General features: G+C 27.6%; 16 protein-coding genes. 5 read left to right on the plus strand and 11 right to left on the minus strand.

Annotated features, from left to right (window positions below; genetic code table 11):
• The 4 genes from ACA134_RS04050 to cgi121 all read left to right on the plus strand — a co-directional run bounded on the left by ACA134_RS04050 (position 1) and on the right by cgi121 (position 4,294).
• Positions 1 to 1,203 (plus strand): geranylgeranyl reductase family protein, encoded by a 1,203-nt coding sequence (locus ACA134_RS04050; protein WP_409200898.1) that lies wholly within the window; start codon positions 1 to 3, stop codon positions 1,201 to 1,203.
• Positions 1,204 to 1,207: 4 nt separating this feature from the next.
• Positions 1,208 to 2,251, plus strand: coding sequence for a TIGR01177 family methyltransferase (locus tag ACA134_RS04055; protein WP_409200899.1), 1,044 nt, complete (start codon positions 1,208 to 1,210; stop codon positions 2,249 to 2,251).
• A 63-nt stretch (positions 2,252 to 2,314) separates the two neighbouring features.
• Positions 2,315 to 3,784 carry a (R)-citramalate synthase gene (locus tag ACA134_RS04060; RefSeq protein ID WP_409200900.1) on the plus strand — a complete coding sequence of 490 codons (1,470 nt, stop codon included), beginning with the start codon at positions 2,315 to 2,317 and terminating at the stop codon, positions 3,782 to 3,784.
• 9 nt (positions 3,785 to 3,793) lie between these two features.
• The gene (cgi121, locus tag ACA134_RS04065; protein ID WP_409200901.1) at positions 3,794 to 4,294 is read left to right on the plus strand and encodes a KEOPS complex subunit Cgi121; all 501 of its coding nucleotides are present in this window, start codon (positions 3,794 to 3,796) and stop codon (positions 4,292 to 4,294) included.
• Here cgi121 and ACA134_RS04070 read toward each other — a convergent pair.
• Genes ACA134_RS04070 through ACA134_RS04095 form a run of 6 tightly spaced genes read right to left on the minus strand, consistent with a single transcriptional unit; the run spans position 4,288 to position 8,893 of the window.
• Positions 4,288 to 5,241: a DegT/DnrJ/EryC1/StrS family aminotransferase gene (locus ACA134_RS04070; protein ID WP_409200902.1), complete on the minus strand. Its 954-nt coding sequence runs from the start codon at positions 5,239 to 5,241 to the stop codon at positions 4,288 to 4,290. The two genes, cgi121 and ACA134_RS04070, sit on opposite strands and share 7 nt — an antisense overlap.
• Positions 5,238 to 6,416, minus strand: a complete 1,179-nt coding sequence (locus ACA134_RS04075) for a hypothetical protein (RefSeq protein ID WP_409200903.1) — start codon at positions 6,414 to 6,416, stop codon at positions 5,238 to 5,240. Before ACA134_RS04075 ends, ACA134_RS04070 begins: the two co-directional genes overlap by 4 nt.
• 23 nt (positions 6,417 to 6,439) lie before the next feature.
• Positions 6,440 to 7,099: a hypothetical protein gene (locus ACA134_RS04080; protein ID WP_409200904.1), complete on the minus strand. Its 660-nt coding sequence runs from the start codon at positions 7,097 to 7,099 to the stop codon at positions 6,440 to 6,442.
• A gap of 18 nt (positions 7,100 to 7,117) precedes the next feature.
• Positions 7,118 to 8,044, minus strand: a complete 927-nt coding sequence (gene guaA, locus ACA134_RS04085) for a glutamine-hydrolyzing GMP synthase (protein WP_409200905.1) — start codon at positions 8,042 to 8,044, stop codon at positions 7,118 to 7,120.
• 15 nt (positions 8,045 to 8,059) lie between these two features.
• Positions 8,060 to 8,320, minus strand: a complete 261-nt coding sequence (locus tag ACA134_RS04090) for a hypothetical protein (protein WP_409200906.1) — start codon at positions 8,318 to 8,320, stop codon at positions 8,060 to 8,062.
• 12 nt (positions 8,321 to 8,332) lie between these two features.
• Positions 8,333 to 8,893: a GMP synthase subunit A gene (locus ACA134_RS04095; protein ID WP_409200907.1), complete on the minus strand. Its 561-nt coding sequence runs from the start codon at positions 8,891 to 8,893 to the stop codon at positions 8,333 to 8,335.
• A gap of 97 nt (positions 8,894 to 8,990) precedes the next feature.
• Here ACA134_RS04095 and ACA134_RS04100 point away from each other — a divergent pair, with 97 nt between their 5' ends.
• Positions 8,991 to 9,131: a hypothetical protein gene (locus ACA134_RS04100; RefSeq protein ID WP_409200908.1), complete on the plus strand. Its 141-nt coding sequence runs from the start codon at positions 8,991 to 8,993 to the stop codon at positions 9,129 to 9,131.
• Between the two features lie 6 nt (positions 9,132 to 9,137).
• Here ACA134_RS04100 and ACA134_RS04105 read toward each other — a convergent pair whose 3' ends face one another.
• The 5 genes from ACA134_RS04105 to ACA134_RS04125 all read right to left on the minus strand — a co-directional run bounded on the left by ACA134_RS04105 (position 9,138) and on the right by ACA134_RS04125 (position 15,858).
• Positions 9,138 to 10,052 (minus strand): NAD(P)/FAD-dependent oxidoreductase, encoded by a 915-nt coding sequence (locus tag ACA134_RS04105; RefSeq protein ID WP_409200909.1) that lies wholly within the window; start codon positions 10,050 to 10,052, stop codon positions 9,138 to 9,140.
• Between the two features lie 95 nt (positions 10,053 to 10,147).
• Positions 10,148 to 12,016: a Glu-tRNA(Gln) amidotransferase subunit GatE gene (gene gatE / locus ACA134_RS04110; protein ID WP_409200910.1), complete on the minus strand. Its 1,869-nt coding sequence runs from the start codon at positions 12,014 to 12,016 to the stop codon at positions 10,148 to 10,150.
• A gap of 11 nt (positions 12,017 to 12,027) precedes the next feature.
• Positions 12,028 to 13,335 carry a Glu-tRNA(Gln) amidotransferase subunit GatD gene (gene gatD, locus ACA134_RS04115; protein ID WP_409200911.1) on the minus strand — a complete coding sequence of 436 codons (1,308 nt, stop codon included), beginning with the start codon at positions 13,333 to 13,335 and terminating at the stop codon, positions 12,028 to 12,030.
• Complete coding sequence (locus ACA134_RS04120) at positions 13,336 to 14,793, minus strand: 2-oxoacid:acceptor oxidoreductase family protein (protein WP_409200912.1); 1,458 nt, start codon at positions 14,791 to 14,793, stop codon at positions 13,336 to 13,338.
• Between the two features lie 3 nt (positions 14,794 to 14,796).
• The gene (locus tag ACA134_RS04125) at positions 14,797 to 15,858 is read right to left on the minus strand and encodes a 3-methyl-2-oxobutanoate dehydrogenase subunit VorB (RefSeq protein ID WP_409200913.1); all 1,062 of its coding nucleotides are present in this window, start codon (positions 15,856 to 15,858) and stop codon (positions 14,797 to 14,799) included.
• Positions 15,859 to 15,860: the final 2 nt, after the last annotated feature.

The raw sequence follows: 15,860 nt of genomic DNA on the forward strand, positions 1-15,860 counted from the left end.
ATGGAATTCGATGTAGTAATTGTAGGTGGTGGGCCAATTGGTTCTAATTTAGCTTGTAATTTATCTAAGAGTAATTTATCAATATGTTTAATTGAAAAAAAAGATATTGTAGGTGTTCCTTTACAATGTGCAGGTATTGTTAGCAAACATATTTTAGATTATATTAATATTCCTCAAGAAATTATTTTAAATCAAGTTAAAGGAGCTTTTCTACATTCTCAAAATAATATTTTAAAAGTAAATAAAGAAGATCCTGTAGCTATTATTATTGATAGAATTAAATTTGATCAATATTTATTTGATAAAGCTATATCTTCAGGAGTTACTTTATTAAAAAACACAGTTGTTGATGTAGATTCTATAAATGGTACAGTTAAGTGTATTGATGGTCAATTAATTAAAGGTAAAATCATTGTAGGTTCAGATGGATTTAATTCTATTATATCTAAAAAAATAGGTAATGAATTAGAAAACATTAATGCAACCCAATTTTTAGTTAAAATCGATAAAGAGAAAATTAAAGAATTTAGAAATAATTCTAATTTATTTAATGATTATATTGATGTTCAAATTAATGATGATATTTTACCAGGGTTTATATGGGTTATTCCGTATGCTGATGATTCTTATAGAATCGGTTTATTCTCAGATAATGATTTTGATTATCAGACAAATATTTTAAATGAATTTTTAAATGCGAATTTTAAAGATTCTCATGAAATTCTAAGGGAAACTAAAGGAATTATTCCAAAATATAATCAAACTAATAAATTAACCTCTTCTAGGGTTATTCTTTTAGGAGATTCTTCTTCTAAAATTAAACCTACTACTGGTGGAGGTCTTGTAATAGGTTTTGATTTATCAAAAATAGCTGAAAAATATATAATTGAAGCTACTGAAAAAAATAACATAGCTATTTTAAATGAATTTGATAATAAATTTAATGATAAATATTTTGATGAGCTAAATTATCAACTTAAACTTCAAAAAACTTTTGCGATGTTTTCTAATGAAGATTTTGACCATATCTTTAAAAAACTAAAAGAAAATGGTTGTGAAAGTTTAATATCAGATTATGGTCATATGGATAAGCAATCTATTTTAATTAAAGAATTTTTAAAAAGAGGCTTATTTTTTAAATTAATACCTTCTTTTTTCATGAAAAAACTTTCCAATATGTGGAATTCTACTATTAAGGAGTAATTTAATGGAACTTTTATTAATACAATCTCAAGAACATGATAAATTACCAATTGCTGAATTGAATGCAGTTATTGAATGTGAAAATATTCCAGTATCAGTAAATCCAATTTGTGATGGATTAGTTTTACTAGATTTCAATGAAGATAATAATTTTGATAAGAATTATAAAAAACTTGTTAAAAGACTTGCTTATACTCATGAAATTGATAAAATTATTTTTAAATCCAATATTGATAATTTAAATGAGGATATTTTAAAAATAAATTGGGATTTATATATTGATGATAATTTTGCTGTTAGAGTAAAACGTTTTAATAGTGATATTGATACAGTTCAATATGAAAAAGATATAGGTTCATTAATTTTAAAATCTTTTAGTAAAAACAGTAATGTTAAAGTTAAATTAGAAAAACCTTCTTCTTTTATTAGAGTGGTTGCATTTGAAAGTACATTTTATATAGCTATTGAAAATCATAAATTAAATAAAAAACATTTTCAAGATATGAAACCTCACAAAAGACCTTTTTTTTATCCAGGATCTATGAGCCCAAAACTTGCAAGATGTATGGTTAATTTATCTAGAATTAAAGAAGGCCAACTACTTTTAGATCCTTTTTGTGGTACTGGAGGAATTTTAATTGAAGGTGGATTAGTTGGTGCTAAACTTGTTGGTTCTGATATAAAGTGGAAAATGCAAAATGGAACTGCAACTAATTTAAACCATTGTAATATTTCAGATTATAAAACATTTCATGTTGATGTTCGTGAGTTGAAAATGTATGAACAAGTTGATGCAGTTGTAACGGATCCTCCTTATGGTATATCTACATCTACTATGGGTGTTAGTAGTGATGAAATTTTTTTCCAATTTTTTGAATCTATTTATAAAAACATGAAAGAAGATGCTTATTTATGTATGGCTAGTCCTCATTATTTAGATTTAGAGCCTATGATGGACAAAATTGGTTTTGAATTAGTTGAAAGATATGAAATAAAAATGCATAAAAGCTTAACTAGAATTATTTCAGTTATTAAAATTAAAAATTAATGGCTACTAAATTATTTATATTAAAAACTTCATATAATTACATATCTTTTCGGAGGTAATTTTATGAAAGTAAAAGTACTGGATACTACTTTAAGAGATGGAGAACAAACTCCAGGTGTATCCTTAACAAAAAATGAGAAACTGAGAATAGCTTCAAAATTAGATGAAATTGGTGTAAATTTCATTGAAGCAGGTGCGGCTGTCACATCTGAAGGAGAAAGAGAAGCTATTAAAAATATTTGTGCTCAAGGTTTTAAAGCTGATATTTTAAGCTTTTCAAGACCTATTGTTAAAGATATTGATTATTGTATTGAATGTAATGTTGATGCAGTAAATTTGGTAGTTCCAACCTCTGATTTACATATTACAGATAAATTAAAAACAACTCATGAAAAACTATTACAATTGTCTAATAATGCTATTGAATATTGTAAAGATCATGGTTTAGTTGTTGAGCTATCTGCAGAAGATGCTTCAAGATCAGATTTAGATTTTTTAGAAACTGTTTTTAAACAAGGACTTTCTCATGGTGCAGATAGATTATGTTTTTGTGATACTGTAGGAGTATTAACTCCAAAAAAATCATTTGATATCTTCTCAAGATATTCTAAACTTGATGCACCACTTAGTGTTCATTGTCATAATGATTTCGGTTTAGCTGTTGCAAATACTCTTGCAGCTATTAGGGGAGGAGCATCAGAATTTCATTCAACTATTAATGGTATAGGTGAAAGGGCAGGTAATACTTCTTTTGAAGAAATGGTTTCTGCATTATATGTTTTATATGGTGATGAATATGAAACTGATATAAAAATGAATGAGTTATATTCTATTTCTAAATTATCTGCAAGATTAACTGGTGTTTATCTTCAACCAAATAAAGCTATTGTAGGAGAAAATGCTTTTGCACATGAATCAGGTATACATTCTGATGGAATAATTAAAAATGCTAAAACATATGAACCAATGACTCCAGAACTTGTTGGTCATAAACGTAGATTCATTGTAGGTAAACATGTGGGCACTAAAGGACTTAAAACTAAATTATTGGATTTAGATCTTAAAGTTAATGATGAACAACTTAAACAAATTTTTAAAGATGTAAAATCATTAGCAGATAAAGGTAAAACTGTTAGTGATGTTGATTTGCAAGCTATTGCAGAAAATATACTTGATATTGATGCAGATAATAAAATAAAATTAATTGATGTTACAATTGTATCTGGTAATTCTGTTATGCCTACAGCATCTGTTAAATTAGATATTGATGGGAATGAAATTATTGAAGCTGATGTGGGTATAGGTCCTGTAGATGCAGCTATTAATGCAGTAAATAAAGCACTTTCTGATTTTGATGATATAGAATTAGTTGAATATCACGTAGATGCTATAACTGGTGGTACTGATGCTATCATTGATGTTATTGTAAGGCTTAAGAAAGGCGATAGAGTTTTATCTGCTAGAAGTGCAAGACCAGATATTATAAATGCAAGTGTTGAAGCATATATTAGTGGTATTAATAGATTAATTTAATGTGGTAATTTGAATTTAGATAATTTAGAAATTTATGGCTTTAAAGGAAGTATTGAAGATGTTAATCAAACTTTAGACTTTCTTAAAACCATTCAATCTTCTCATCCTGATTGTATTATTCAATTTTTAGATGCAAACCATATTGCAGGTCAAAAACACATTCGCCATGGTGTATTTCAAGCTATTAATGCTTTTAATCGTGAAGAAAACATAGCTAATGATTTATCTGTTGAAATTGTTTTGAGATCTTCTGCTCAAAGACAAATTTCTAAGGCATTTGAAATCCTTGGTGTGAAAAAAGGAAAAATGGATTTATGCATAGTAATGATGAACTGTTCTAATGAAATATATGATCAATTATCTACTATGTATGAAAGAGATGACAATGTTTTATTAAAAGATTCTTCAAAATTATTAAAGGTCTATGATATTTCAAGTGAAGAATTATCAATCATGGATATTGAAGATATATTAATTGATAAAATTACAAAATTAAATGTAGATTATTGATAAATTTTAACTTTTTCAATAATTTCATCTAAATTTTCTTTAGTGAGTGAAGATGTATTTAAGTTTTTTATTTCAATAGCTACAGCTTTTTCTTTTACACGATTATAATTAGGACATTTTGTAAAGAAACTTTTTTTATCTATTGGTAGCTCATTTCGAAGATTATAGCTTGTTTTTTTAGGGTCTTCACATTTAATTATAACATTTATTCCTCTTTTATTTTGATGAATAACATTATCTAAATTATTTTTAAGATATTTACATGCTTCAACAGTTTTTTTAAAGTTATTTGAAGTATAATTTAATTCTGTATTTATCCCACCAGCAGTTATATTATCGCATTTTAATGCTTTAAGAGGAATTTTAAATATTTCTTTAAATTTTTCATTATTATAACTTATAAAACCTCCACTTTCAACATTAATCATTTTCGGAGATCCAGTTGATGCAATTATAATATCAGAATATTTTCCATTACCCAGCTTTTTTTCATTATCACAAATTCCACCAGATGCATCTTCAATTAGAATAATGTTATGTTCATGGCAATATTTAGAAATAGCTTTAATGTTTTGTTCTCCACTATATGCTGCAAAACTAGTTAAAATCAGACCAGAACATTTGTTTAAATCTAATTCATTTAATAAGTCAGTACTAATAATTCCTTCATCAGTTTTTAAAATTTCAATTTCTTTATTTAAAAATTTTGCATATTGTTTAAAACCATTCCATCCGCCTTGATCAGGAATAATGATTTTTTCATCTATTGCAGATAAACTAAGTAAAATACTGCTATTTCCACTATTTGTTAAATTACAATAGCTATGATTAGTAATGTTTTTTATTTTATCTTCTGTTATAGATGAATCAAAATCTATTTTTCCTGAAGCTATTTGGGATTTTACTTTTAGTGTTTCATCTGAAGGTTTTTTAAACTCTAATTTCATTGTAATCCTTTTTTAAAGTAGATATCTAATGTTGTTTGTTTATGGTGAAGTAATTCTTCCAATAAATCGCTTTGTTTTATATATTTATGGATAGGAATTTTTAAATTTGATGAAACATAATTTACAGCAGTTTTCAATGATTCAAATTCTTTATAACCATTATTCATTGCATATTTAATGTTTTCTCTAACATTAAAAACCCCTAATGGAACATATCCTGGATATGCTTCTCTTAAAACTATTGCTCCAGCTTGTTCTTTCTTTTTAGATAAATAATCTAGGAGACCCATTTTACATGTGTAAAAACAACCACCAACAGAAGAATATTCTTTTTTATTAGTATTTGTTTCATAATCTGAAAAGATTAGCTCTTCTTTACCTATTATTTTAATAAAAGCTTCCATCCATTCATATTGCCATTCAGTTGGAAGTAAGATAACTGCATAATAGTTGTTTAAACTTGAAAATTCATAAACTCTATGTGTATCAATAATAGGGTATTGTCTTACTCTTTTTAAAAGAATATTAGCTAGTGTTGTATCACATGCAGTTATAGACCAACGAGTTGGAACTAATTTTCGCCTACCTTTAGTACCAATAGCTCCAACAGAAAATGCTTTTTGCATAGCTGAGAAGGGAACTTCCTTTTCATGTAAATTTATAACTGCATCTGTAGCTTTTAAATCAGTATCATAAAATGTTTTCTCTAGTTGTCTGTCCCATTTAACAGCATCAATATCAAATTTTTCAATTAAACCACTAGGTCCATGAGGAGCACTATCTTCTGTTAATAGTGATCCTTGGGGTCTTCTTTGAAAACTAGCTTCACTATCAATAGATGTAGATGCAAGTGAAATATCTTGTAATTTTTCAACAAAAGGATTTTCTAAATCATCTACTTTCATTAATTGTTTTCCTCTTACAAGATTCATACGATATTTAATAATATCCTCTTGGCTTTTATTTTCATTAATCCATTGTTCTGGAGTATCCATTATAGAAGTATCTCCAAGTTCTGGAACCATCATAGGACCTGCAAAAACTTTTGGATAACTCCATCTACCAATAAAAACTGAAGGTGGTGTACTTCCTTCTAAATCTTTTCCGACTTTAACAGATTTCATTTGAATTTTATCTGTTAATTTTTTTAAATATGCATTTTTTGTTTCTTTCATGTTAATTTCAAAAAATAAATAATTTAATAGCTAAAAATAATTGCAACTATGAATAATATTGATAATAAACTAAAAAGTAATGCTAATAATGGTAATATGATCATTACAACTTTTTCACTACTTTTTAAACTTCTAAGAGTTGGTAATTTAGGTTCTTTTAATCTCCAATATTCATTAAGTGATTCTTGAACATTTACTAAAGTCCAAATATGTAAAATTGGGAAAAAGAAAAAATATAATAGATTCCATCCTGTTGAAAAACTTTCTAAATTATTAGTTTTAAGAAGTGACTTAACATCTTTTAAAAAGTAATAATAAACGAAGATATTTACTATTGGTATTAAAAAAAGAATAGTTCTAAGTAATGGACTTTTACTATTTTCTAATTCTTCAAAAGTTAATTTTGAATTTTTATAAAACCAATATATTTCAAAAATTCCTAATGTAAAAATCATTAAAAGTAAAAATCTTCTAATAGGAAATACTTTAGAATATTGAGTTTCTTTAGTGTCTATGTTTACTGTTTTCTCATCTTTAAAATCGATGTTACTTTCAATATTCTTAATTTCATAATCATATGAACCATGATTTGATAAATTTATATTTTCAAAATCATAAAAGCAATTTTCACATTCATAATCATTAAAAGAACTCTCTTCACCACAAATTGGGCATTCTTTCATTTTTCCACCATTTTTTATTTATGCAAACTCAATAGTACTAGGAGGTTTATCGCTTATAGATAATGCAACATGGGTTACCTCAGGAATTTCTGATGTGATTCGTTTAGACATTGTCCTAATAATATTCCATGGCAATTCTGGAATATATGCAGTCATTGCATCAACAGAACTAACTAATCTAAGTACTACTAAATAACCAAAATCTCTTTGATCACCTTTAACTCCAGTAACTTTAGTATCGGTTAAAACAGCAAAATATTGCCATAATTCCTTATTTAAACCTTCTTTTTCAATCTCTTCAGAAACAATTTTATTAGCTTTTCTACAAACTGCTAATTTTTCATCAGATAATGTACCAATAACTCTAACAGCTAATCCTGGTCCTGGGAAAGGTTGTCTATAAACAATTTTCTTATCAAGTCCTAATTCTAAACCAATTTGGCGAACTTCATCTTTATATAAATCACGAACTGGTTCTACAACTTTTAAAACCATTCCACTAGGTAATTTAACATTATGATGAGATTTAATCTTACCTTCAGTTTCAATCCAATCGGGAGCTATTGTTCCTTGAACTAAAAATTTTGCATCAGTTTTATCTGCTTCTCTTTGGAAAACATCAATAAAAACTTTACCTATGATTTCTCTTTTTTCTTCTGGATCTTCAACACCATCTAATGCAGTTAAAAACTCTTCAGAAGCATCAACATATTTAAAATTAATTTTATCTTTAAAAGTATTAGTTACTTCTTCTACTTCACCTTCACGAAGTAATCCGTGATTTACAAAAATAGCTATTAAATTATCTCCAATAGCTTCTTGAATTAAAACTGAACAAACTGAACTATCTACACCACCAGATAATGCAATTACTGCCTTTTCATCACCAATTTCATCTTTGATTTTAGCTATTGCTTCTGTAATAAATTCTTCTGGATTAAACATCATATCCACCAAAATTTATTCTTCTTCAGCAGGAGCTTCGTAATCTTCAATAATCTTTTTAATTATTGCTTCTAATCCATCATCATTACCATTTTCAACAGCATCAATAATATCATCGTATTTAATGAATTTTTCAATTTTAATAGCTTTTTCCCCTATTCCTGAAAGTCTAAAACCATATTCTTCATCACCAACAATGATGTTTACATATTCTTTTCTAAGTCCTGGTTTATTTTCTATAGCTTTACTTTTCAAATCTTCAGCATTGTTTATCATTTTTTTTCACCTTTAATATTGATTACATATTTTATAAAAATTATTGAATATCACAGATCCTTGAGGAGTGTGATGAACTTCTGGATGAAATTGAATTCCATAGATGTTTAAATCTTTATGTTTAAAAGATTCAATATTACATACTGATGAATCTGCTAATATTTCAAATTCATCTGGAATCTTTTCGACTTCATCTTTATGTGATGACCAAACTTCCATTTTTGGACCTATATCACTAAATAAATTATCATGATTTAAAATATTAATTTTAACCTTGGCATAACTTTCACTTTCAGAATTATTAATCTTTCCACCAAATGCTTTAGCTATTAATTGATGGCCAAGACATATGCCAAGTATGGGAATATCAAAATGTTTAATGTAATCTTCGCTTAATCCAGCTTCATTAATTGAAGGTCCACCTCCAAGAATTAAACCTTTTGGATTTTTTGCCTGGATTTCATCTATTGATAATTCATTTGAAACAAGTTCACAAGGTATTTTTAAATATCTAAGTGCTCTTTGTATTCTATGATTATATTGTCCTTTATTATTAATAATAATAATTGTCATTTTAAACTTCCCTTATGATATATATTTTATATCAATATAATATTTAAAATAATTTAATTAAAAAAAGATTTATAATATAAAAATTATAATTTAGATTATGGAACTTATAGATTTAGTATATATTATAGTAGCAATTTTAGTTGGAGTTCTAGTTCTTCAATTATTTATGTGGCTTTTACCAGTTGTTGTAGTTTTATTAATTGCATTTTTTGTATATATTTACTTATCTGAGAGATAATTTTATTTATCTTTCTAAATCATCATATGCTGATAGTGCAGCTATCGCACCTTCACTACATGCAACAACCCATTGTTTAACTCCTCCAGTTATATCTCCTGAGGCATAAACATTTCTTAAATTAGTTCTTTGACTTTTATCTGTTTTTATATAGTTATCTTCATCAAGTTCAACATCCAAACTTTCTGCTAATTCTGTTTGGGGAACAGATCCAATAGCTATAAATACAGCACTTAAATTTAATTTTGTTTCATTATTTTCATTATCTACAATTGTTATTGATTCTACAACATTCTTTCCTTCAATTTTTTTAACATTACTATTATAGATGACATTTATTCCTTTATCTTTAATTTTTTGCTGGAGGAATGCATCACCTCTAAATTTATCTCGTCTATGAATTATAGTTACATCACAACCAATATTATATAGATAAATAGCTTCTTGTAAGGCACTATTGCCTCCCCCCACCATAGCTACTTTTTTACCTTTAAAAAACATTCCATCACAAGTAGCACAATATGCAACTCCTTTACCTAGGAATTCTTTTTCACCTTCAACATTTAAATGTCTAAAAGTAGACCCTGTAGCTAAAATAAGTGCTTTAGTATTATAATCTTCTTTATTTGTTATTATTTTAAAATTATAATTGTCATCTTCTATTTTCTCAATAGATTTTATTGTTTCAAATTCATGCAAATCAGAGTTTTTAACACATTGATCTTTCATTTTTTCAATTAAACTAACTCCAGCAATAAGTTCAAAACCAGGATAATTTTCCATTGCTGGGACTTGACGTCCAGCTCCTCCTGAAATATTTTTATCAATGACTAATGTTTTTTTACCTTGTCTACCTGCATATAATCCTGCTGTTAATCCTGCAGGTCCAGCACCAATTATAATGATATCATATTTTTCCATAGTTTCGTCTTTAATTTTTAATTATTATTATTTATGTTATTTCCAATATTTACAGTTTTATAAAAAATTAAAAAAGGAATTTTAAAAATAGTAAATTAGTTTAATAATTTTTGAATTTCTTCTTTAACAATTCTATTTACTAAACTTCCATCTGCTTTTCCTTTAAGTTTTTTCATACTCATTCCCATTAATGGCCCCATTGCACCCATGTTTCTCTCTTCAACCATTTTGGAATTAGAATTAACAAGTTCAGAAATAATCTTAATAACTTCCTCATCATCTAAAAGCATTAAATTATTATCATTAGCTATATCTTCAACATTATTTTCAGGATTTTTACAAACTTTAACTATTAAATCTCTTATAACATCTTTTGAAACTTTACCAGTTTCTACTAATGAAAATATTTCAATTAATTTTTCATGGTTTAATATAGATGTGTCACTGCCTTCTCTTTTGATTTCTTGAATATCATATGCTAAAACAGATGCAATTGTTGTAGAATCAAGTTCAGATATTGTTTTTATATTTTCAAAATCTTCACAAATTCCTCTTCTAACTAATTGACTAGCTAAATCTTCACTTAGATTATATTCATTACTAATTCTTTCTTTTTTAACATCTGGAAGTTCTGGTAAATCATTTTTAATTTCTTGAACAAGATTTTTATCAATTTTATATAATGGAACATCAGTTTCTACATACATACGATTAGCAGTTGGTAATGGCCTCATATAGTCAGTATTCCCATCTTCTAATGCTTTTCTTGTTTCTTCCACTACACCATTAAAAGCTAAAGTAGCTCTTCTTTTAACTTCTTCAAGTGCTGATATAGCTATATCATTATCATGAGCTACAATTATTATAGCATCCTCTTTATCTACTTTTAAAAAGTTTTTTAAGGCGATAACTTCTTCTTCAGTAATTCCATATGCTGGAAGTTCATCAGTATGGAAGATTCCAGAAACACCTCTTTTTTTTGCATAGCTAGCTATTTCTGTTCCAAATCTTCTACCAGTTTGGACTTCTTTTCCTATTAATCCATTAAAACCTTTTAATATAACACCTTTAATAGATTCTGCATCTTTTAAAATTTTTGATTCAGTGTGTTTAAATACTTCATCTAAATCATAAATTTCATCAATAACTTCTGCATTTCTTTTTATAAGTTCATCTTTTATTTCTACTAATGCTAGTTGTCTTTGAATTTCTCCATTAATAATTTTTTCAAATAAATCAAGATTTTGAACTCCTTTAATTTCTACACGTGCACCTTTTTTAATAGAAATATTTAAATCTTGTCTAATTGTTCCAAGACCTCTTTTAACATTAGTACTTCTTAAAATTTGACCAATCATATATGCAATTTCTCTAACTTGTTCTGGATGGTGCATTGAGGGATCAGTTGTTATCTCAGCTAATGGAATACCGCAACGATCTAATCTAAATTCAGTATATTCATCTTCAGTTTCAATTCTTCTAGCTGCATCTTCTTCTAAACCTAAACTTTCAATGACTACTTTTCCATAAGGTGTATCAAGATGGCCATTTATAGCTATTAATCCAGTTCTTTGATATCCTCCAGTATTACTACCATCAATAATTTGTTTTCTCATGGTATGGAATTCATCAACTACTTGCATATTTAATAGTTCAGCTATAGTAATTGATATTTCAAGAGCTTCTTTGTCTAATTCATGAGGTGGTTCATCATCTATTTCAACTAAACAAGTTTCTTCATTAAAACATTCATATTTAAAATTCAATTTTTGTTTTGATGCTTGATAAGCTGCTCTATCAATTTCTCCAAGCTCACTTTGTGTAGGTCTTAAATTTCTTTTAAAAATTTCATCATATTCTTTATCAATTAATTCAGTACTACATTTACAAAATAGTTTATGTAGTGTATTTAATTGCTGATGAATTTCAATACCCATTTTAAGACCTAATTTATCATAATCCAAATTAACACAACCTAATTTAAGAAAGTTTCAATAGAACTAATATCATTAATTTCTCCAGCTATATTAGTTTTCATTAATTTATTCACTTCATTTAATTCATTAGTTTGACCTAAAACCCAACATAACTTAACATATGCAGTCTCGGGAGTCATATCTTCACAAGAAATTACACCAGAATCAATTAATTGTCGCCCAGTACTATAAACATTCATATTTACTCTACCATATAAACATTGAGAACTCATTATTATTGGAATATTTTCTTCATTTGCTCTTTTTAAAGAATCAACTAAATAATCTGGAACATGACCTAATCCAGTACCTTCAATTAATATTCCTTTATATCCACTATCAATATGATATTCAATAAAATCATTTGAAATTCCAGGAAATGTTTTAATATATCCTACTTTAGTTTCTAAATCATTAACTAATTTTAATTCATTTTCATTTCTTTTAGTATAATTAAGATTTTTAATAATCAAATCATTCTTTTTAACTTTAGCTATGGGATTAGAATTAATGCTTCTAAATGTGTCTCTACGACTAGTATGCATTTTTCTTACTTTTGTACCCTTATGAACTAAACAATAATCATCATTTAATGTTTCATGCATACAAACAGTAACATCACTAATATCTGATTTAGCAACTTCAACAGAACTAATTAAATTTAAATATGCATCAGTTGATGGTCTGTCACTACTTTTTTGAGCACCTGTTAAAACTATTGGAACTGGACTTTTAATCATAAAACTTAATGCAGCTGATGTATAATGCATAGTATCTGTTCCATGAGCTATTACAACTCCATCAGAACCTGAAGATATTTCATCTGCAATAGATTTAGATGCTTCAATCCAATATTCAGGCTTCATATTTTCACTTAAAATATTGTATAATGCTTTAACTTCATAATTTGCCATATCTAATAATTCAGGATTAGCTTTAAGTAAATCTGATGCAGCAAATGCAGGATGAACAGCTCCAGTTTTATAATCTATAATTGATGATACTGTACCTCCAGTTGAAATAATAGAAATATCTAAATCATTATCATTTTTTGATAGTTCTATATTATCATAGCTAATTTTAGGCTTTTCACCTTTTTTAATAACTTCAAGAGTAGCATCTTCTATATTAACTCCAATATTATATCCACTATCCATTTTTAATACAATAAATCCATCAGGACTATCTTCACTTCTATCTAGTAAAATTCCATTATAAGTCATATCTGGATTCGTAATAGTGATACTATCTCCAATAGAAGCTCCAGAGTTATCTAAAAATTGTTTGCAAATTGATTTATATGTCATTTAATCACCATTAATGTTTTCCTTAATCCATTGAGCTCCAGATTCTAAAACTTTAATGTTTACATCAATAATTTTATCTTTTCCTGCAAACATGTCTTTTATTCCATTTACATAAGCATCTTTTGGAATAGTTTTATCTAATTCCATTAAAGCTCCAAGAAATACAGTATTAGCTGTTTTAATATTTCCATGTTCTTCAGCTATTTGAATTGAAGGTAGTGAAACTATTTTAATATTTTTATCTGTTGAAAAATCTGTAATATGTGAATCATACATTATAATTCCACCTTCTTTAACATCATCTGCAAATTTTTCAAGTGAAGTTTTATTTAAAGCTATTAAAATATCTATATTATCAGTTGTAGGAGTTCCAATAGTTTTACCTGATATAACAACAGAGCAGTTTGAAGTCCCACCTCTTTGTTCAGGTCCATAGCTAGGATACCAAGTAACATGTTTTCCTTCAAGACATGCTGCTTGAGCTATTGTAAAACCAGCACTTAATACTCCTTGGCCTCCAAAACCTGCTACTTTAATAGATAGGGGTTCAATAGATTCATCATCAATAAGTTCAATGACTTCATCTCTATTAATATTAAAAATCTTATCTAAAGTTTCTTTACTAAAATCACTTTCGCTTCTTTTAATAGTTTTAGTTTCTGAACTTTTATCTCTAAGTTGTCCTAATGGAAATTCTTTTTCCATATGATTTTCAACAAAATCTCTAATTTGTGCACTATCCATTTTTAAATTTGTAGGACATTGTGCAAGGATTTCAACAAAACTGTAACCTTTTCCTTCTTTTTGAATTTCTAATGATTTTTTAATTGCTCTTTTTGCAATTTTAATATTTCTAGGATTTGAAAGAGAAACTCTTTCTATATAAACAGGAGCTTTAAGATTATCTATTAATTCACTCATATGTACTGGATAACCTGCATTTTCAGGATCTCTTCCATCTTGTGATGTTGTAGTTACCTCACCAACTAATGTTGTTGGAGCCATTTGGCCTCCAGTCATTCCATAAACAGTATTATTTACAAAAAATACAGCTATTTTTTCCCCACGATTAGCTGCTTGTAATGTTTCATTTAAGCCAATAGATGCTAAATCTCCATCACCTTGATAGCTCATTACAATTGCATCATCTTCAGCTCTTGAAATTCCTGTTCCAACAGCAGGAGCTCTTCCATGAGCTACTTGAATATTGCCGCAATTAAAATAATAATATGCAAATACAGCACAACCTACAGGAGATATCATTACACATCTCTCTTGGATGTCCAATTCATCCATTACTTCTCCAATAAGTTTATGTATAATTCCATGTCCACATCCTGCACAATAATGAGTTGTTTTTTGTTCACCTTCTCCTTTTCTTGAAAAATTATCATAAATGGATTTTGGATGTTTTAACACATTGAGTTCGTAATTTTCATTTATATTTTCACTATCCATTTTTTACACATCCTTAAAATCTGCAACTTCATAAACTTTTTCAAGTATATCTTTTATTTCAATTAAATTTCCACCCATTCTATTTACAAGATAAGTGTCTTCTTTTCTTAAAGCTGCTAATTGAATATCTTCAAGTAATTGACCATTACTCATTTCAACTGAAATAAACTTAACATTTTTATCAGCTAATTGTTTAATCTCTTTTTTAGGAAAGGGGAATAATGTTATTGGTCTTAAAAGTCCAATTTTTATACCTTTTTCTCTAGCTATATCTACAACAGATCTAGATAACCTGCTACTAATTCCATATGAAATAAGAACAATTTCTGCATCATCAAGATAATAATCTTCATATTCGACTTCTTTATCTTCAATTTCAGCATATTTTTCTTGTAGCCTGTAATTAAATCTTTCAAGTTCTTTAAAATCATTTGAAATTGATGTAACAAGATTGTGCATTGTTTGCTTATTTCCTCTTACTGATAAATCATTATTTATTTTAGGCTCAATTGCTTCTTCAGGAAAATTTAAAGGTTCTGCCATTTGTCCTAAAATTCCATCAGCTAATACAACAACAGGAGTTCTATATTTATCTGCAAGTTCAAATGCCTTTATTGTTAAATCACACATTTCTTGAACAGAATTAGGGGCTAATACTATGGTTTTATAATTACCATGGCCTCCTCCTTTAACATTTTGATTATAATCTCCTTGTTCTGGACCAATATTTCCAAGTCCAGGTCCTGCTCTCATTATATCAACTATTACTGCTGGAAGTTCTGCTCCTGCTAAGTAGGTCATACCTTCTTGCATCAAACTCATTCCAGGACCAGAAGATGCTGACATTACTCTATGTCCTGCACCTGCTCCACCATAAACCATATTTATAGATGCTTCTTCACTTTCAGCTTGTACAAATTTTCGCCCAGCCATTGGAAAGTATTTTGAAGCTTCATGTAATATTTCACTAGCTGGTGTAATAGGATAACCAAAATAACAATCACAACCTGCATACATTGCACCTATTATAACTGCTGTATTTCCTTTTATCATTTGATTACTCATTA

Origin of the sequence: Methanobrevibacter sp. DSM 116169, assembly GCF_046197865.1 — an archaeon.
GTDB lineage: Archaea > Methanobacteriota > Methanobacteria > Methanobacteriales > Methanobacteriaceae > JAHKLT01.

What these genes read in the sequence shown, in the direction of transcription:
- ACA134_RS04105 (WP_409200909.1), bottom strand. Translation starts at nt 10,052, where the DNA reads ATGGAAAAATATGATATCATTATAATTGGTGCTGGACCTGCAGGATTA.
- ACA134_RS04075 (WP_409200903.1), bottom strand. Translation starts at nt 6,416, where the DNA reads ATGAAAGAAACAAAAAATGCATATTTAAAAAAATTAACAGATAAAATT.
- ACA134_RS04050 (WP_409200898.1), top strand. Translation starts at nt 1, where the DNA reads ATGGAATTCGATGTAGTAATTGTAGGTGGTGGGCCAATTGGTTCTAAT.
- gatD (WP_409200911.1), bottom strand. Translation starts at nt 13,335, where the DNA reads ATGACATATAAATCAATTTGCAAACAATTTTTAGATAACTCTGGAGCT.
- ACA134_RS04060 (WP_409200900.1), top strand. Translation starts at nt 2,315, where the DNA reads ATGAAAGTAAAAGTACTGGATACTACTTTAAGAGATGGAGAACAAACT.
- ACA134_RS04090 (WP_409200906.1), bottom strand. Translation starts at nt 8,320, where the DNA reads ATGATAAACAATGCTGAAGATTTGAAAAGTAAAGCTATAGAAAATAAA.
- ACA134_RS04080 (WP_409200904.1), bottom strand. Translation starts at nt 7,099, where the DNA reads ATGAAAGAATGCCCAATTTGTGGTGAAGAGAGTTCTTTTAATGATTAT.
- ACA134_RS04070 (WP_409200902.1), bottom strand. Translation starts at nt 5,241, where the DNA reads ATGAAATTAGAGTTTAAAAAACCTTCAGATGAAACACTAAAAGTAAAA.
- guaA (WP_409200905.1), bottom strand. Translation starts at nt 8,044, where the DNA reads ATGTTTAATCCAGAAGAATTTATTACAGAAGCAATAGCTAAAATCAAA.
- ACA134_RS04125 (WP_409200913.1), bottom strand. Translation starts at nt 15,858, where the DNA reads ATGAGTAATCAAATGATAAAAGGAAATACAGCAGTTATAATAGGTGCA.
- ACA134_RS04095 (WP_409200907.1), bottom strand. Translation starts at nt 8,893, where the DNA reads ATGACAATTATTATTATTAATAATAAAGGACAATATAATCATAGAATA.
- ACA134_RS04100 (WP_409200908.1), top strand. Translation starts at nt 8,991, where the DNA reads ATGGAACTTATAGATTTAGTATATATTATAGTAGCAATTTTAGTTGGA.
- ACA134_RS04055 (WP_409200899.1), top strand. Translation starts at nt 1,208, where the DNA reads ATGGAACTTTTATTAATACAATCTCAAGAACATGATAAATTACCAATT.
- ACA134_RS04120 (WP_409200912.1), bottom strand. Translation starts at nt 14,793, where the DNA reads ATGGATAGTGAAAATATAAATGAAAATTACGAACTCAATGTGTTAAAA.